This window comes from Streptomyces sp. NPDC093591 (assembly GCF_044764885.1).
Classification (GTDB): domain Bacteria; phylum Actinomycetota; class Actinomycetes; order Streptomycetales; family Streptomycetaceae; genus Streptomyces.
On record NZ_JBIWIY010000017.1, the window covers coordinates 140559 to 156250 of the forward strand.

Here is a 15692-nt window from a genome sequence, read left to right on the forward strand (position 1 = left end):
GCCAGCCTATGCGGCGCCCCTCCGGCCGCCCGCGCGGGAGGCGCTCACTTCTTCTTGCCCCGTGCCACCATCACGCCCGTCAGCAGCGCCATGCCGGGCGCGAGGGCCCGCCAGGTGGTGCCGTGCCAGGCCAGTACGGCGATCGCCGATGTGGGGAACTTCGTACGGACCTGGTCCAGGGCGTCGTCGAGACCGTCCCCGGCGAGTTCGAGGACGAGCTCCTCCAGGCCGGGGTTGTGCCCGACCAGCAGCAGCGTCTCGACCTCGGAGGGCGTCTCCCGCACGACCTCCAGCAGGTCGGGGACGTCCGCCGCGTACAGCCGCGGCTCGTGGCGCACCGGCGGCGGCGTGCCCCACTGGGCGGCGGCCAGTTCCCAGGTCTCACGCGCGCGTACGGCGGTCGAGCACAGGGCGAGGTCCGGCAGGCAGTCGGCCTCGGCCAGCGTCCGGCCCGCGACCGGGGCGTCCCGGCGGCCGCGCGGGGCGAGGGGGCGTTCGTGATCGGCGACTCCGTCCGGCCAGGCGGACTTGGCGTGCCGCAGAACGACCAGACGGCGCAGCGGGCCGGCTCCGATACGGGCGCTCATGCCGGGGTCCCGATGTCACGGGCGAGGTCGAGGCCGAGGAGACGGTCGGCGTAGGCGTACGTCTCGAAGCGGGCGCCGTCCGGCAGGTCCGGCGAGGTCTCCACCCAGCGCAGGACTCCCAGCACCCCGGGCACGTCGAGGTCGTCCTCCCAGGCGGTGCGGAGGTCGGCCCGCACCCCGTCGGGGATGGGCCGCGACGGCCGCTGCGCCCAGGCGGCGACGGCAGCGCGCCAGCGTACGAGCGTGTCGTGGGCGTCGGTGAGTGCGGCCCTGTCGAGCCGTACGGGCACGCCGGTGCGCCGCGAGAGCAGCGCGAGACGCAGGGCGGCGGGGTCGGCCTCCTCGGGGGGCGCCTGCGCGTGCACGGGCGCGACGGCGACCCGTACTCCGTCGGGCTCCGCGCCTGCCTCCCGCACGACGTGGATGACCTGTGCCTCGCCCAGTCCAGACGCGGCGTCCCGGCCGTCCTCGAAGGGCCGGATGCCGAGCGCCGCGGCCCCGGCCCGCAACTCCGCCTGCTGCCGCTCCTCGTCGAGCAGCGCCCAGACCGGCGTACCGCCGAGTTCCAGGGCACGGACGAGGAGATCGGCGACCAGCAGGATCCGCAGGGCGGTGATGTCGAAGCCTTCCGTATGCGCCTCGATCCGGGTCAGGCCGCGGCGGGCGGGGGCGGCGTCGACAGGCTCGCCGGTTCGGGCGTCGGTGATGCGCAGCACGGAGCGAGCGTAGGCGGACGGACCGCCGTGCGCAGCCATCCGGCCCGCTTTCCGGACATCGTGGCGGACCTCTCGGCTGCCGGGAGTTCGCTGGTCATCCATGGTTGTACGGCCCACTCACGCGCGTGTACGGGCCGCTCACGCGCGCGTGGCACCCACTCACGCGCCCGGCGCGCATGTCGTACCCGGGCATCGCCACCCCCTGCCGTGCGGACTGCCCGCACGGTACTGCGCGGCAGCCCGCCCGGACAGGAGTTCGGGCCGCGGCTACGGGAGTTGTCCCTCGCCGACCGCGCGGGAATCGCGGCCTCGCCGCAGCAGGGCCGCCGTGTAGACGTCCGCCGTCGCCGTCGCGGCCGTGGCCCAGCCGAAGGACCGGGCGTGCCGGACCGCGGCCTCGCTCATCCGGACCGAGCGGGCCGGGTCGTCGGCGAAGCCGTGGAGCGCACGCGCGTAGTCCGCCGGGTCGTGCCCGGGTACGAGAACGCCGCTCACCCCGTCCCGTACGGCCACCGGCAGCCCGCCGACCTCGGCGGCGATCACCGGGGTGCCGCAGGCCTGTGCCTCGACGGCCACCAGTCCGAAGGACTCGCTGTGGGACGGCATGACCAGGACGGAGGCCGCCCGGTACCAGTCGGCGAGCCGGTCCTGCCCGACCGGCGGCCGGAACAGCACGACGTCACCGATGCCGAGCCGGGCCGCCAGCTTCTGCAGTCCCTCCGGCTTGGCCAGGCCGCTGCCGCTGGGCCCGCCCACGACCGGCACCACGATCCGCTCCCGCAGCCACGGCCGCTCCGCCAGCAGCCGGGCCACCGCGCGCAGCAGGACGTCGGGCGCCTTCAGCGGCTGTATGCGCCCTACGAACAGCGGGATCAGCGCATCCTGCGGGAGGCCGAGGCGGGACCGGGCGGCGGCACGTCCGGCCTCGACACCCCGGGCGTCGGGGCGGAAGCACTCGAGGTTGACACCGGGATGGACGACGGCGACCCGGGCGGTGTCGGCGTCGTAGTGACGGAGAAGTTCGTCCGCCTCCTTCTCGGTGTTGGCTATCAACCGGTCGGCGGCCCGTACGACTTGGGTCTCGCCGAGCACGCGGGCGGCGGGCTCGGGAGTGTCGCCGTCGGCCAGGTTGGCGTTCTTGACCTTGGCCATCGTGTGCATGGCGTGGACGAGCGGTACGCCCCAGCGCTCGGCGGCGAGCCGGCCGACGTGGCCGGAGAGCCAGTAGTGGGAATGGACGAGGTCGTAGTGGCCTGGACGGTGGTCGGCCCAGGCCTGCGTGACGCCGTGCGTGAAGGCGCAGAGCTGGGCCGGGAGGTCCTCCTTGGCCAGGCCTTCGTAGGGTCCGGCGGCCACGTGCCGTACGAGGACCCCGGGCGCGAGTTCGACGGTGGGCGGGAGTGCGGCGGAGGTGGCCCGGGTGAAGATCTCCACCTCGATGTCGATGGCGGCGAGGCGCTTGGCCAGTTCGACGATGTAGACGTTCATGCCGCCCGCGTCGCCGGTTCCGGGCTGGTGCAGCGGCGAGGTGTGCACGCTGAGCATGGCGACGCGACGGGGGCGGTCGTGGGTGCCGGGTGGTCGCGGACGGGGCGGGGCGACGAGGGTGCTGCCGTGGGTGCGGCTGCGCCGGATCCCTTCGAGCCGGGTCACGTGACGGCCCCTGCCGTTGCCCCCACACGCAGGTCGAGGCGCTGCTCGCCCGCGTACACGTTCATGGAACTGCCACGCAGGAAGCCGATGAGGGTGAGCCCCGTCTCCGCCGCCAGGTCCACGGCGAGGGAGGACGGCGCCGAGACCGCCGCCAGCACCGGGATGCCCGCCATGACCGCCTTCTGCACCAGCTCGAAGGACGCCCGCCCGGACACGAGCAGGATGGCGCGGGACAGCGGCAGTTCGCCGTTGCGCAGCGCGCGGCCGATCAGCTTGTCGACGGCGTTGTGCCGGCCGACGTCCTCGCGCAGGTCGAGGAGCTCGCCCTCGGGCGAGAACAGCGCGGCGGCGTGCAGACCGCCCGTGCGGTCGAACACCCGCTGCGCCGCCCGGAGTTGATCGGGCAGGTCGGCCAGCATTGCCGGGGTGACCCGGACCGGGGGTGTGTCGGCGATCGGCCAGCGTGCCGTGGTGCGTACGGCGTCCAGGCCGGCCTTACCGCACAGGCCGCACGACGATGTGGTGTACACGTTGCGTTCGAGCGTGATGTCGGGCAGCGGTACGCCGGGGGCGAGTTGCACGTCGACGACGTTGTACGTGTTCGAGCCGTCCTGGGTGGCGCCCGCGCAGTACACGATGTTCGCCACGTCCTCGGCGCGGCTCACGACGCCCTCGCTGACCAGGAAGCCGGCGGCGAGCGCGAAGTCGTCCCCGGGGGTGCGCATGGTGATCGCCAGGGGCTTGCCGCCGAGCCGGATTTCCAGCGGCTCCTCCGCCACCAGCGTGTCCGGGCGCGTGCTCAGCGCGCCGTCGCGGATGCGCACCACGCGCCGTCGCTCGGTGACCCGTCCCATGGCCTCACTCCCAGTTCTGTCGGTGGACGTCGTTCCCGCTGCGGGCTCGGGCGTCAGCCCCCGATGGCCGACATCGGCCGGTCGGGCTGCCGGAAGGAGTCGATGAGCATGGCTGCGGCCCTTTCCCCGTTCCGTCCGTCTCTCTCCTCAGCACTCGATGACGTTGACGGCGAGGCCGCCGCGGGCGGTCTCCTTGTACTTGACCTTCATGTCGGCGCCGGTCTCCTTCATGGTCTTGATGACCTTGTCGAGGGAGACGTGGTGGCGGCCGTCGCCGCGCAGGGCCATGCGGGCGGCGGTGACGGCCTTGACCGCGGCCATGCCGTTGCGCTCGATGCAGGGGATCTGGACGAGGCCGCCGACCGGGTCGCAGGTGAGGCCGAGGTTGTGTTCCATGCCGATCTCGGCGGCGTTCTCGACCTGTTCGGGGCTGCCGCCGAGGACCTCGGCGAGAGCACCGGCGGCCATCGAGCAGGCCGAGCCGACCTCGCCCTGGCAGCCGACCTCGGCGCCGGAGATGGACGCGTTCTCCTTGAAGAGCAGGCCGATGGCGCCCGCCGCGAGGAGGAAGCGCACGATGCCGTCCTCGTCGGCACCCGGCACGAAGTCGAGGAAGTACTGCAGGACGGCGGGAATGATGCCGGCCGCACCGTTCGTCGGGGCGGTGACGACCCGGCCCCCGGCCGCGTTCTCCTCGTTCACGGCCATCGCGTAAAGGGTCACCCACTCCATGGCGCGGCCCGCCGGGTCACCCTCGCTGCGCAGTGCCCGGGCGGCCGCCGCGGCCCGCCGACGGACCTTCAGACCGCCGGGGAGGATGCCCTCGCGGCCCAGCCCGCGTGCGACACAGGCCTCCATGACCCGCCAGATCTCCAGCAGGCCCGCGCGGATCTCCTCCTCGGTGCGCCAGGCCTTCTCGTTCTCCAGCATCAGCGCGGAGATCGACAGACCGGTGTCCCTCGTCAGACGCAGCAGTTCGTCGCCGCTGCTGAACGAGTGGGTCAGCACCGTGTCGTCGGGCTTGATCCGGTCCGCGCCGACCGCCTCCTCGTCGACCACGAAGCCGCCGCCGACCGAGTAGTACGTCTTCTCCAGCAGCGGTACGCCGTCGCCGTCGTAAGCGAAGAGGATCATGCCGTTGGCGTGGTACGGCAGCGACCGTCGGCGGTGCAGGACCAGCTGCGTCGAGGCGTCGAAGTCGATCTCGTGGGCCGGGCCGATCTCGGCACCGAGGAGGCGGATGCGTCCGGTCCCGCGGATCCGCTCCACGTCCAGGTCGGCCTGGGCGACGTCGACCGTGTGCGGCTCGTAGCCCTCCAGGCCGAGCAGCACCGCCTTCGGGGTGCCGTGGCCGTGGCCGGTCGCGCCGAGGGAGCCGAACAACTCGGCCCGTACGGCGGCGGTCTGGGCGAGCACGCCGTCCTGCTTCAGCCGGGCCACGAACATCCCGGCGGCGCGCATCGGACCGACGGTGTGCGAACTGGACGGGCCGATGCCTATGGAGAACAGGTCGAAGACGCTGATTGCCACGCCATACTCCGTGGGAGGGGAGGGGCGCACCGAGCTGTCACGGCACGCCACTGCGGGAGGGTGTCGGTTACAGGCCGGGGTAGAGCGGGTGCTTGTCGGCCAGCGCCTTGACCCGGGCCTTGAGGGCGACCGAGTCGTGCGACGGCTTGAGCGCTTCGGCGATGACGTCCGCGACCTCGGCGAAGTCCTCGGCCGTGAAGCCACGGGTGGCCAGGGCCGGGGTGCCGATGCGCAGGCCCGAGGTCACCATCGGCGGGCGCGGGTCGTTCGGGACGGCGTTGCGGTTGACCGTGATGCCGACCTCGTGCAGGCGGTCCTCGGCCTGCTGACCGTCCAGCTCGGACTCGCGCAGGTCGACCAGGATCAGGTGCACGTCCGTGCCGCCGGAGAGCACGTTCACCCCGGCCGCGCGGGCGTCGTCGGCCGTCAGCCGCTCGGCGAGGATCTTCGCGCCCTCGACCGTACGACGCTGACGCTCCTTGAACTCCTCGCTCGCGGCGACCTTGAAGGACACCGCCTTGGCCGCGATCACATGCTCCAGCGGACCGCCCTGGAAGCCCGGGAAGACCGAGGAGTTCAGCTTCTTCGCGAAGGACTGCTTGGCGAGGATGATGCCGCCGCGCGGCCCGCCCAGCGTCTTGTGCGTCGTGGACGTGACGACATCCGCGTACTCGACGGGGTTCGGGTGCAGGCCCGCCGCGACCAGACCGGCGAAGTGCGCCATGTCCACCCACAGGTACGCCTCGACCTCGTCCGCGATCCGCCGGAACTCGGCGAAGTCCAGCTGCCGCGGGTACGCCGACCACCCGGCGATGATCACCTTCGGCCGGTGCTCCTTGGCCAGCCGCTCCAGCTCCGCCATGTCCACGAGACCGGACTCGGAGTCCACGTGGTACGGGACGACGTTGAACTGCTTGCCCGAGAAGTTGATCTTCATGCCGTGGGTGAGGTGGCCACCGTGCGCCAGGTCCAGACCCAGGATCGTGTCGCCGGGCTGGGCCAGCGCGAACAGGGCGGCCTGGTTGGCCGAAGCACCGGAATGGGGCTGCACGTTGGCGTACTCGGCGCCGAACAGCTCCTTGATCCGGTCGATGGCGATCTGCTCGGTGACGTCGACGTGCTCACAGCCGCCGTAGTAGCGACGGCCCGGATAGCCCTCGGCGTACTTGTTGGTCAGGACCGAACCCTGCGCCTCCAGCACTGCGACGGGCGCGAAGTTCTCGGAGGCGATCATCTCCAGGGTCGACTGCTGGCGCTCCAGCTCGGCGTCGACCGCGGCGGCTACCTCCGGGTCGAGCTCGTGAAGGGGCTGGTTGAACAGGGTCATCGGCGGTCTCCTTGGGTGTGGGCGCAGTGGGCGGCGTAGGCGTCGGCGGACAGCGCGCCGGCGATGTTCTCGACGCGCAGCCGGAACAGCCAGCCGCCGGTGTAAGGGGCGGCGTTGACGACGCCGGGGTCGTCGGCCAGCGCGGTGTTGACTTCCAGGACCCGGCCCGAGGCGGGGGCGTACAGGCCGCTGACGGCGGTCAGTGACTCGATCCGCCCGCAACTCTCCCCCGCCTCGACCCAGGCACCGACCGCGGGCAGCCGGAGGTCGACCACGTCACCGAGGGCCTTCGCCGCGAACGCGGTGATGCCGACGGTGGCGTTGCCCTCGTCCACGACCAGCCACTCGTGGTCCCAGGTGTAACGCAGGTGCCGCGGAATGCTCGGGGCGGTCTCCCCTTCGGATTCCCGGGAGAGGTGGGGTACGGAGGTCATGACACTACGGCCGCGGCGGCGGGGACGAGAGTGCGGCGGAGCCGGTTGAAGAACTTCGGCTGGTTGAGGGAGAGCACGGCGACGGGGGCGCCCTCGCGCCGGTAGACGGCCGTGAAGGTACGGCTGTCGAGGTCGCCCTCGACGACCTCGGGCTCGGCGCCGGGGGCGACGTATCCCGCGACCTGGATGCGCGACTGGTACTGGTCGGACCAGAAGTACGGCGCGGTGAGCGGGGCCTCGGCCGAAACACCGGTCAGCAGCGTGCGGGCGGCGGTCTTCGCCTGCTCGGTGGCGTTGCTCCAGTGCTCGATGCGGGCGTGCCGTCCGGTGAACGGGTGGGGGCAGCGGGCGACGTCACCGACGGCGACCACGCCCGGGACGCCGGTCGAGCAGCCGGAGTCGCACACCACGCCGTCGTCCACCTGCACACCGGAGCCGGCGAGCCAGTCGGTGTTGGGCCGCACGCCCACGCCGGCCACGACGATGTCGGCGGGCAGCACCCGCCCGTCCGCCAGCCGTACGCCCGTGACCCGGCCCTCGCCGATCAGTTCCGCCACGCCGGTTCCGCACAGCAGCTGAACCCCGTGATCACTGTGGAGAGAGGAGACCACCAGCCCCATCTCACGGCCGAGTTGGCGCTCCAGGGGTACGGGAAGTGCCTCGACGACGGTGACGTGGAGCCCGAGCCGGTGCGCGGTGGAGGCCACCTCGGCACCGATGAACCCGGCGCCGATGACGACGACCCTGGGCATGCCGTCGAGCAGTTCGGTACGCAGGGCCTGGGCGTCGTCCAGGGTGCGCAGGGTGTGGACGCCGGCCAGCCCGTCGGTGCCGGGGAGGGTGCGGGGGGCGGCGCCGGTCGCGATGACGATGCCGTCGGTGCGCACATGGCGTCCTCCGGCCAGGGTCACGGTGCGGGCGACGGGGTCGAGCCGCACGGCGCGCTCGCCGAGCAGCCACTGCGCGTCCAGGACCTCGTACTCGTCGGCGTCGCCGAGCGCGAGCCCCTCGGCGTCGATGTCTCCCTTGAGGAAGTCCTTGGACAGCGGGGGTCGGTCGTAGGGGGTGTGCCGCTCCTCCCCCACGACGACGATCTCGCCGTCATAGCCCTCTGCGCGCAGCGCGCGGACCGTGCTCAGTCCTGCCAGCGACGCTCCGACGACGGTGATGCTCCTCATGCCGGCTCCAGACGGGGAGTTGTCTCACATAACACAACGACATTCGCTATACGCAACATGCTTTCCGCGCGGTGCGGGCGTTGTCAAGGGAGGCGTCGCATATCAATTTCCGATGATGCTCTACGTTGCGCGATTCGCAACCCATACCGCGGGGCAGCACAATGGCCCGCCCACCTGCCGGAGGGGCCGCAACAGCAGGTGGGCGGGCGTTCTGGGGTGGGTTCAGTGCGTGGGACGCACCTCGAGCTTGTTCTGCAGCCAGGTGTGGAACTCGCCGATGTGGTGCTCGCTGGGCACCAGGACGCCGCCCTTGGCGTACGCCTTCGAGCTCATCGCCGGCTGAGTGCGCTCACAGGCGTCGAAGTCCTGCTGGTTGACCCGGTGGAACAGCTCCACCGACCGGTCCACGTCCTTGCCGCTCTCCACGACGTGCGGCAGGTACAGCCAGTCGCACTCGACGACCGTGCGGTCGGGTGCCATCGGGTACATCCGGTGGAAGATCACGTGGTCGGGCACGAGGTTGATGAAGACCTGCGGCCGGACGGTGATGGCGTAGTAGCGGCGGTCCTGGTCCTCGGCGACGCCCGGGATGCGGTCCAGGCCCTCGGAGCCGTCCACCGTGAAGCCCTGGACGTCCTCGCCGAACTCGGCTCCGTGGCCCACGTAGTACTGGGCGGCGTAACCGTCCGCGAACTCCGGGAGCACCTCGGTGAGTTCGGGGTGGATCGTGGCGCAGTGGTAGCACTCCATGAAGTTCTCGATGATGAGCTTCCAGTTGGCCTTCACGTCGTAGGTGATACGGCGGCCCACCTTCAGGTCGTCGATGCCGTAGCGCTCGATCGACTCGACGTCGCCGAGCCGCTCGACGATCGCGCCCATCACCTCGGCCTCGAAGGACGGCGGCTCGTCGGCGAGGCACACCCACACATAGCCGAGCCACTCCCGCACATGGACGTTGATCAGGCCGTACTCGGTCCGGTCGATGTCCGGCATGGACGTCAGGTTGGGGGCGGCGACCAGCTTGCCGTCCAGGCCGTAGGTCCAGGCGTGGTAAGGACACTGGAAGGCGCGTTTGACCTCGCCGGACTCCTCGGTGCACAGCTTGGCGCCGCGGTGCCGGCAGATGTTGAGGAACGCCTTGATCGAGCCGTCCCGCGAGCGGGAGACGAGCACGCTCTCACGTCCGACCTGGTAGGTGCGGAAGGCGCCGGGCTTGGCCAGCTCGGGGGCCCGGGCCACGCAGAACCACATGGCCTCGAAAACCCGCTCCTGCTCCTGGGCGAAGACCTCGGGGTCGGTGTAGTACTCGCCGGACAGCGTGGGGATCAGGCTGGGCGGCAGGTTCGTGATGGTCATCGTGTCACCTTCGGAAGATCCAGATTCGGAAGATTCAGATTCGGGAGACGCGGTTTCGGGAGACGCAGACGCGCACGCGGCCGGGGGATCACGGGCACGCACTTCGCTGAGGTGGCGTTCGGTCCGCGCTCGTCCCAGGTTCAGCGCCGGATGCGGGACATGCCGGGGTCGAAGAGCGGCTCGGCGGCGGTGACGGCCGGGACCTTGGCGCCGAAGTACTCGATCTCCAACGGAGTTCCGGGTGCGGCGTGTTCGGCGGGCAGCCAGGCGTACGCGACAGGGGCGCCGATGGTGTAGCCGTAGGCGGCGCTGGTCACGTAGCCGACCGGGCGACCGGCCACGTACACCGGTTCGTGCCCCATGACCACGGACTGCTCGTCCTGGACGACCAGCGGGGTGAGCCGACGAGTGACCGTCTCGTCGCTGATGCCCTCCAGGGCGGCCTTGCCGGTGAAGTGGTCCTTGTCGCGGCGGACGGCGAAGCCGAGTCCGGCCTCGTAGGGGTTGTGCTCGGTGGTCATGTCATGACCCCAGGAGCGGTAACCCTTCTCCAGGCGCAGGCTGTTGAAGGCGCTGCGGCCGGCGGCGACGATGCCCAGCTCCTGCCCGGCCTCCCACAGGGTGTCCCACAGTCTGACGCCCAGGTCGGCGGTGGTGTAGATCTCCCAGCCCAGCTCACCGACATAGCTCAGCCGCATCGCCGTGACCGGGACGTCGTCGAGGTAGGCCTGCTTGGCCTTGAAGTAGCCGAAGCCCTTGTGCGAGAAGTCGGTGTCGGTCAGCGGCTGCACGAGGTCGCGGGCGCGCGGCCCCCATACGCCGAGACAGCAGGTGCCGGAGGTGATGTCCCGTACCTGCACGGAGCCGTCACCGGGCAGGCGTCGGCGCAGCCAGTCCAGGTCGAGGTTGCCGTTGGCGCCGATCTGGAAGCGTTCCGTCTCCAGGCGGGCGATGGTCAGGTCGCTGCGGACACCGCCGGCGGCGTCGAGCAGCAGGGTGTAGGTGACCGAGCCGACCGGCTTGTCCAGCTGATTGGTGGTCAGTCTCTGGAGGAAGGCGAGCGCTTCGGGGCCCGTGACCTCCAGCCGCTTCAACGGGGTCATGTCGTACAGGGCCACGCGCTCACGCGTGACCAGGGCCTCGGCACCGGCGATCGGCGACCAGTAGCGGGACGCCCAGTCGTCACGGCCGGGGACACGGGCGACTTCGGGCAGGTCGGCGTTGGCCTCGTACCAGTGCGGGCGTTCCCAGCCGCCGCCCTCCAGGAAGACCGCGCCGAGGGCCTCCTGACGGGCGTGGAAGGGACTGGTCCGCAGCGGGCGCGGGCGCTGCGCGGGCTGCAGCGGGTGCAGGATGTCGTACACCTCGGCGAAGCTCTGGCAGCTGCGCTCCATGACGTACGACGGGGCCAGTTGGACCTCCTCGAAGCGGTTGACGTCGCACTCGTGGACGTCGGTGCCGGGGCGCCCGTCGACCAGCCACTCGGCCATCGCCTTGGCCACGCCGGCCGAGTGGGTGACCCAGACGGCCTCCGCGAGCCAGAAACCCTGCACGTTCGGCGACTCGCCCATCAGCGGCATGCCGTCGGAGGTGAAGGAGAAGATGCCGTTGAAGCCCTCCTCGATCTTCGTGTCGGTGAGGGAGGGCAGCAGCGCGAGGGAGTCGGCCCAGGCGCCCTCGAAGTCGGCCTCGGTGAAATCCAGCGAGGACGGCATCGCGGACTGGCTGGGGTGCGCGACGCCGTCGAGGGAGACGGGAATGGGGCGGTGGGCGTAGGAGCCGATGCCGATGCGGTCGACGAGTTCGCGGTAGTACAGGCCGGCGTCCTGGTTGCGCAGGATCGGCAGGGACGCCTCGGTGCGCTCGTCATTGCGGCCGGTGAGCAGCGGGAGTTCGGTGGTGCGGGCGTACTGGTGGGCCATGGGCACCAGCGGCACCGGCTGCCCGACCATCCGGCCTATCCTCGGGCCCCAGAACCCGGCGCAGGAGACCACGATGTCCGCCGGGAAGGTGCCCTGGTCGGTGACGACCGCGCTGACCCGGTCGCCGGTCGTCTCGATGCCGGTCACCGTGTGGTGGGGGTGGAAGCGGGCGCCGCGGGCCGTGGCCAGGCGGGCCTGGGCCTCGCTCGCCCGCAGCGCCTTGGCCAGGCCGTCGCTGGGGATGTGGAAGCCGCCGAGGACTCGCTCGGGGTCCAGCAAGGGGTGCAGTGCGGCGGACTCCTCGGGCGTGAGCAGGCGGCTGTCGACGCCCCAGGAGCTCAGCCAGCCGTGCCTGCGCTGGATCTCCGCGAGGCGCTCGGGGCTGGTGGCCACCTCCAGGCCGCCGACCTGGTTGACACACCACTGCCCGTCCAGGGTCAGCGCGCTGTACTTCTCGACCGTGTACCGGGCGAACTCGGTCATCGTCTTGGACCCGTTGGTCTGGAACACCAGACCGGGGGCGTGTGAGGTGGAGCCGCCCGTGGCGAAGAGCGGGCCCTGCTCCACAACGGTGACGTCCGTCCAGCCGCGTGCGGTCAGTTCATCGCTGAGGGCGCACCCGACGATGCCGGCGCCGATGATGACCACCTTCGGCTGTGCCGCCATGGTCTTCCTCCAGGTTCGTAGTGCGGTGACAGGCCTTGGTACTGAGGCGACGGGCGGGATCAGTGGCCGCGGGCGATCCACTCGTCGAGGTGAGGTGCTTCGGCCCCGATCGTGGTGGTGGGGCCGTGGCCGGTATGGACGGTCGTGTCGGCGGGGAGCGTGAGCAGCCGGTCGTGGATGGAGGCGATGATCGTGTCGAAGTCGGAGAAGGAGCGGCCGGTGGCTCCGGGGCCGCCCTGGAAGAGGGTGTCGCCGGAGAACAGGGCGCCCAGTTCCGGCGCGTACAGACAGACGGAGCCGGGCGAGTGACCTGGGGTGTGCAGCACCTGGAGCACGGTGCCGGCGACGGTCAGCTCCTCGCCGTCGATCAGCTCCCAGAAGTCGGGCACCCGCATGCCGTGCACCGTCTTCCACAGCACCGCGTCGGCCGGGTGCAGCAGGATGGGCGCGCCGTAGCGGGCGGCCAGGGCGGGAGCGGCGCCCACGTGGTCGTTGTGCGAGTGGGTGCACACGACGGCGACCAGGCGCCGGTCGCCGACGGCGGCGGCGATCACGTCGGCGTCGTGTGCGGCGTCGACGACGAGGATTTCGTCGTCGTTGCCGATCAGCCAGACGTTGTTGTCCACCTCCCAGCTGCCGCCGTCCAGTTCGAAGGTGCCGGAGGTGACGAGTCGTTCGATGCGCGCGGTCACAGGACCACCACCGAGCGCAGGACGTCGCCGTGGTGCATCCTGGCGAACGCGGCCTCCACGTCGTCCAGGGCGATGGTCTCGGTGACGAACTCGCCCAGGTCGAAGCGGCCCTGGAGGTAGAGGTCGATCAGGGCGGGGAAGTCCCGGGAGGGCAGGCAGTCGCCGTACCAGGAGGACTTCAGCGCCCCGCCGCGGCCGAAGACGTCCAGCAGGGGCAGGTCGAGGGTCAGTTCCGGGGTGGGGACGCCGACCAGGACGGCGGTGCCGGCCAGGTCGCGGGCGTAGAAGGCCTGCTTGAAGGTCTCGGGGCGGCCCACCGCGTCCACCACGACGTCGGCGCCGAAGCCACCGGTCAGCTCACGGATCGCCTCGACGGCGTCGGTCCGGGAGGAGTCGACGGTGTCGGTGGCGCCGAACTGCTCGGCCCACTTCAGCTTCCGCTCGTCGACGTCCACTGCGATGATCCGGCTCGCACCGGCCACCTTGGCGCCCGCGATCGCGGCCATGCCCACGCCGCCGCAGCCGATCACCGCGATCGAGTCGCCGCGGCCCACGCCGCCGGTGTTGACCGCGGCGCCGAACCCGGCCATCACCCCACAGCCGAGCAGGCCGGCCGCGGCGGGCCGGGCGGCCGGGTCGACCTTGGTGCACTGGCCGGCGGCAACCAGGGTCTTCTCGGCGAAGGCGCCGATGCCGAGGGCCGGGGAGAGCGGGGTGCCGTCGGCCAGGGTCATCGGTTGGGTGGCGTTGTGGGTGGCGAAGCAGTACCACGGCTCACCCTTGCCGCACGCCCGGCAAGTGCCGCAGACGGCACGCCAGTTGAGGACGACGAAGTCGCCGGGCGCGACGTCGGTGACACCGTCGCCGACCGACTCGACGACACCGGCCGCCTCGTGGCCGAGCAGGAACGGGAACTCGTCGTTGATCCCGCCCTCCCGGTAGTGCAGATCGGTGTGGCAGACGCCGCAGGCCTGCACCCGCACCAGGGCCTCACCGGGGCCGGGGTCCGGCACCAGGATGGTCTCCACCGAGACCGGTGCGCCCTTCTGCCGGGCGACGACGGCGCGTACCTCGTGTGTCACGGTCGATCTCCTCGTCGGGGACGGCCGAATGCGATCTGTCGGGATCTTCGGCCTGATGTTCTGGATGGCGGGAGGACATCGATCGCTCCCCGGAGCGATCGACGAGGGAGGGAGCAAGGGAACTTCACCCCAGCCCGGGCGGGATCCAGGGGGCCAAGCCGGCGCTCGGGTTGCGCATTACGCAACTCTCTTCGCTATAAGCAACGACCGACCAAACTGTCTCCCTGCGCACACCCACTGTCAAGAGGCTGGTCGCGCGAACTTGCCATCCCGTCGGAAAACGGACTCCGGGCACCCGGTCAGGACCGCCCGAGACCGCTCCTCCGCAGACTGTCGCGCCGCTCCCCGCCTGCCGTCGCGGGCCGCGTGGAGCCGGACAGGGCGCCGGCCTCCGCCAAGCGCGTTGCCGTCAAGACGGGGCACCGGACCCCTTACGACTTCCACGCGCGGCGCCCCACACCCTCACCGCGCGGGCACCCCCGCCCCCTTGACGATGCCTCATCTCGCCCACAGATGTTGCAAATTGCAATGAAGGTTCCACATGAAGAAACGCCACACCGCCGCAGACCAGGGTCGAGATCTCGGAGCACCTGAACCACTTCCGCCGGACCACCCCTTGACCGCTTGGTCATCCGCACTCAATCATGTTGCGCATAGCTCACCGTGTTGCGTAATCCGCACCACTCGACGACGGAGGAAGGCAATGTCTCCTCGACCGCAGCCCGGCCGTGAGTTCATCCTCACCCTTTCGTGCCCTGACCAGGCCGGTCTCGTCCACGCCGTGACCACCTTTCTCATCAGCCACTCCGGCAACATCCTGGAGAGCCGGCAGTTCGACGACCGGCTGCAGGACCGCTTCTTCATGCGGGTCCACTTCGACGTCACGGACCCCGGCATCTCCCTGGAGGACCTGCGCACCGGCTTCGGCTCCGTAGGCCAGGCGTACGGGATCACTTGGCAGCTGCATGACGCCTCGACCCCGACGCGCGCGCTGATCATGGTGTCGAAGTTCGGCCACTGCCTGAACGACCTGCTCTTCCGCAAGTCCACCGGCGCGCTCAACATCGAGATCCCGGCGATCGTCTCCAACCACCGCGACTTCGAGCCCCTGGCGCAGAGCTACGGCATCCCCTTCCACCATGTCCCGGTGACCAAGGAGACCAAGGCCCAGGCCGAGGCACGGCTGCTGGAGCTCGTGCGCGAGCTGGACATCGACCTGGTCGTGCTGGCCCGCTACATGCAGATCCTCTCCGACGACCTGTGCAAGCAGCTCGACGGCAAGGCCATCAACATCCACCACTCCTTCCTGCCGAGCTTCAAGGGGGCCCGCCCGTACGTCCAGGCGCACCAGCGCGGCGTGAAGCTCGTCGGGGCCACGGCCCACTACGTCACGCCCGACCTCGACGAAGGCCCGATCATCGAGCAGGACGTCGTCCGCGTGGACCACTCGCGCGACCCCGACGAGCTGGTCACCATCGGCCGCGACGTCGAGGCCCAGGTGCTCGCCCGCGCCGTGGAGTGGCACAGCGAGAGCCGGGTGCTGGTGAACGGGAACTGCACCGTGGTCTTCCGTTGACGAGGCGGGCCGTGCAACCATGCGGGCGGCCGGATCCGGCCATTCCCGCCGTCTTCCACGGCCTCTGCGGGATGCATCAAGGCCCATGGAACCCGTGAAGACCCATACGTATAGTTGCG

General features: G+C 70.9%; 13 protein-coding genes. 1 reads left to right on the top strand and 12 read right to left on the bottom strand.

Annotated features, from left to right (window positions below; all coding sequences use genetic code 11):
* Window positions 1–44: 44 nt before the first annotated feature.
* From ACIREI_RS32355 to ACIREI_RS32410, 12 genes are all read right to left on the bottom strand, one after another.
* Complete coding sequence (locus ACIREI_RS32355; RefSeq protein ID WP_403340353.1) at window positions 45–587, bottom strand: SixA phosphatase family protein; 543 nt, start codon at window positions 585–587, stop codon at window positions 45–47.
* Window positions 584–1342 (bottom strand): hypothetical protein, encoded by a 759-nt coding sequence (locus tag ACIREI_RS32360; RefSeq protein WP_403340355.1) that lies wholly within the window; start codon window positions 1340–1342, stop codon window positions 584–586. Before ACIREI_RS32360 ends, ACIREI_RS32355 begins: the two co-directional genes overlap by 4 nt.
* Before the next feature lie 228 nt (window positions 1343–1570).
* Window positions 1571–2956 (bottom strand): D-inositol-3-phosphate glycosyltransferase, encoded by a 1386-nt coding sequence (gene mshA / locus ACIREI_RS32365; RefSeq protein ID WP_403340357.1) that lies wholly within the window; start codon window positions 2954–2956, stop codon window positions 1571–1573.
* The gene (fdhD, locus tag ACIREI_RS32370; RefSeq protein ID WP_403340360.1) at window positions 2953–3810 is read right to left on the bottom strand and encodes a formate dehydrogenase accessory sulfurtransferase FdhD; all 858 of its coding nucleotides are present in this window, start codon (window positions 3808–3810) and stop codon (window positions 2953–2955) included. Before fdhD ends, mshA begins: the two co-directional genes overlap by 4 nt.
* 147 nt (window positions 3811–3957) lie before the next feature.
* Window positions 3958–5340 carry an L-serine ammonia-lyase gene (locus ACIREI_RS32375; RefSeq protein WP_403340363.1) on the bottom strand — a complete coding sequence of 461 codons (1383 nt, stop codon included), beginning with the start codon at window positions 5338–5340 and terminating at the stop codon, window positions 3958–3960.
* Window positions 5341–5407: 67 nt separating this feature from the next.
* Window positions 5408–6667, bottom strand: a complete 1260-nt coding sequence (glyA, locus tag ACIREI_RS32380) for a serine hydroxymethyltransferase (protein ID WP_403340366.1) — start codon at window positions 6665–6667, stop codon at window positions 5408–5410.
* Entirely contained in the window at window positions 6664–7101 is a 438-nt protein-coding gene (gene gcvH / locus ACIREI_RS32385) for a glycine cleavage system protein GcvH (protein ID WP_403340369.1), read from the bottom strand. Before gcvH ends, glyA begins: the two co-directional genes overlap by 4 nt.
* Entirely contained in the window at window positions 7098–8279 is a 1182-nt protein-coding gene (locus ACIREI_RS32390) for an NAD(P)/FAD-dependent oxidoreductase (RefSeq protein ID WP_403340371.1), read from the bottom strand. The genes gcvH and ACIREI_RS32390 overlap by 4 nt, the downstream gene beginning before the upstream one ends.
* 222 nt (window positions 8280–8501) lie before the next feature.
* Entirely contained in the window at window positions 8502–9635 is a 1134-nt protein-coding gene (locus ACIREI_RS32395; RefSeq protein WP_403340374.1) for an aromatic ring-hydroxylating dioxygenase subunit alpha, read from the bottom strand.
* A 140-nt stretch (window positions 9636–9775) separates the two neighbouring features.
* Window positions 9776–12223 carry an FAD-dependent oxidoreductase gene (locus ACIREI_RS32400; protein ID WP_403340377.1) on the bottom strand — a complete coding sequence of 816 codons (2448 nt, stop codon included), beginning with the start codon at window positions 12221–12223 and terminating at the stop codon, window positions 9776–9778.
* A gap of 59 nt (window positions 12224–12282) precedes the next feature.
* A complete protein-coding gene (locus ACIREI_RS32405; RefSeq protein WP_403340380.1) occupies window positions 12283–12915 on the bottom strand; it encodes an MBL fold metallo-hydrolase in 633 nt (210 codons plus the stop codon).
* Window positions 12912–13997 carry an S-(hydroxymethyl)mycothiol dehydrogenase gene (locus ACIREI_RS32410; RefSeq protein WP_403340383.1) on the bottom strand — a complete coding sequence of 362 codons (1086 nt, stop codon included), beginning with the start codon at window positions 13995–13997 and terminating at the stop codon, window positions 12912–12914. The genes ACIREI_RS32405 and ACIREI_RS32410 overlap by 4 nt, the downstream gene beginning before the upstream one ends.
* A gap of 703 nt (window positions 13998–14700) precedes the next feature.
* Between ACIREI_RS32410 and purU the strand changes: the two genes are divergently transcribed.
* Window positions 14701–15573, top strand: coding sequence for a formyltetrahydrofolate deformylase (gene purU, locus ACIREI_RS32415; RefSeq protein ID WP_403340386.1), 873 nt, complete (start codon window positions 14701–14703; stop codon window positions 15571–15573).
* Window positions 15574–15692: the final 119 nt, after the last annotated feature.

What these genes read in the sequence shown, in the direction of transcription:
- ACIREI_RS32355 (WP_403340353.1), bottom strand. Translation starts at nt 587, where the DNA reads ATGAGCGCCCGTATCGGAGCCGGCCCGCTGCGCCGTCTGGTCGTTCTG.
- ACIREI_RS32360 (WP_403340355.1), bottom strand. Translation starts at nt 1,342, where the DNA reads ATGGCTGCGCACGGCGGTCCGTCCGCCTACGCTCGCTCCGTGCTGCGC.
- fdhD (WP_403340360.1), bottom strand. Translation starts at nt 3,810, where the DNA reads ATGGGACGGGTCACCGAGCGACGGCGCGTGGTGCGCATCCGCGACGGC.
- glyA (WP_403340366.1), bottom strand. Translation starts at nt 6,667, where the DNA reads ATGACCCTGTTCAACCAGCCCCTTCACGAGCTCGACCCGGAGGTAGCC.
- gcvH (WP_403340369.1), bottom strand. Translation starts at nt 7,101, where the DNA reads ATGACCTCCGTACCCCACCTCTCCCGGGAATCCGAAGGGGAGACCGCC.
- ACIREI_RS32390 (WP_403340371.1), bottom strand. Translation starts at nt 8,279, where the DNA reads ATGAGGAGCATCACCGTCGTCGGAGCGTCGCTGGCAGGACTGAGCACG.
- ACIREI_RS32395 (WP_403340374.1), bottom strand. Translation starts at nt 9,635, where the DNA reads ATGACCATCACGAACCTGCCGCCCAGCCTGATCCCCACGCTGTCCGGC.
- ACIREI_RS32400 (WP_403340377.1), bottom strand. Translation starts at nt 12,223, where the DNA reads ATGGCGGCACAGCCGAAGGTGGTCATCATCGGCGCCGGCATCGTCGGG.
- purU (WP_403340386.1), top strand. Translation starts at nt 14,701, where the DNA reads ATGTCTCCTCGACCGCAGCCCGGCCGTGAGTTCATCCTCACCCTTTCG.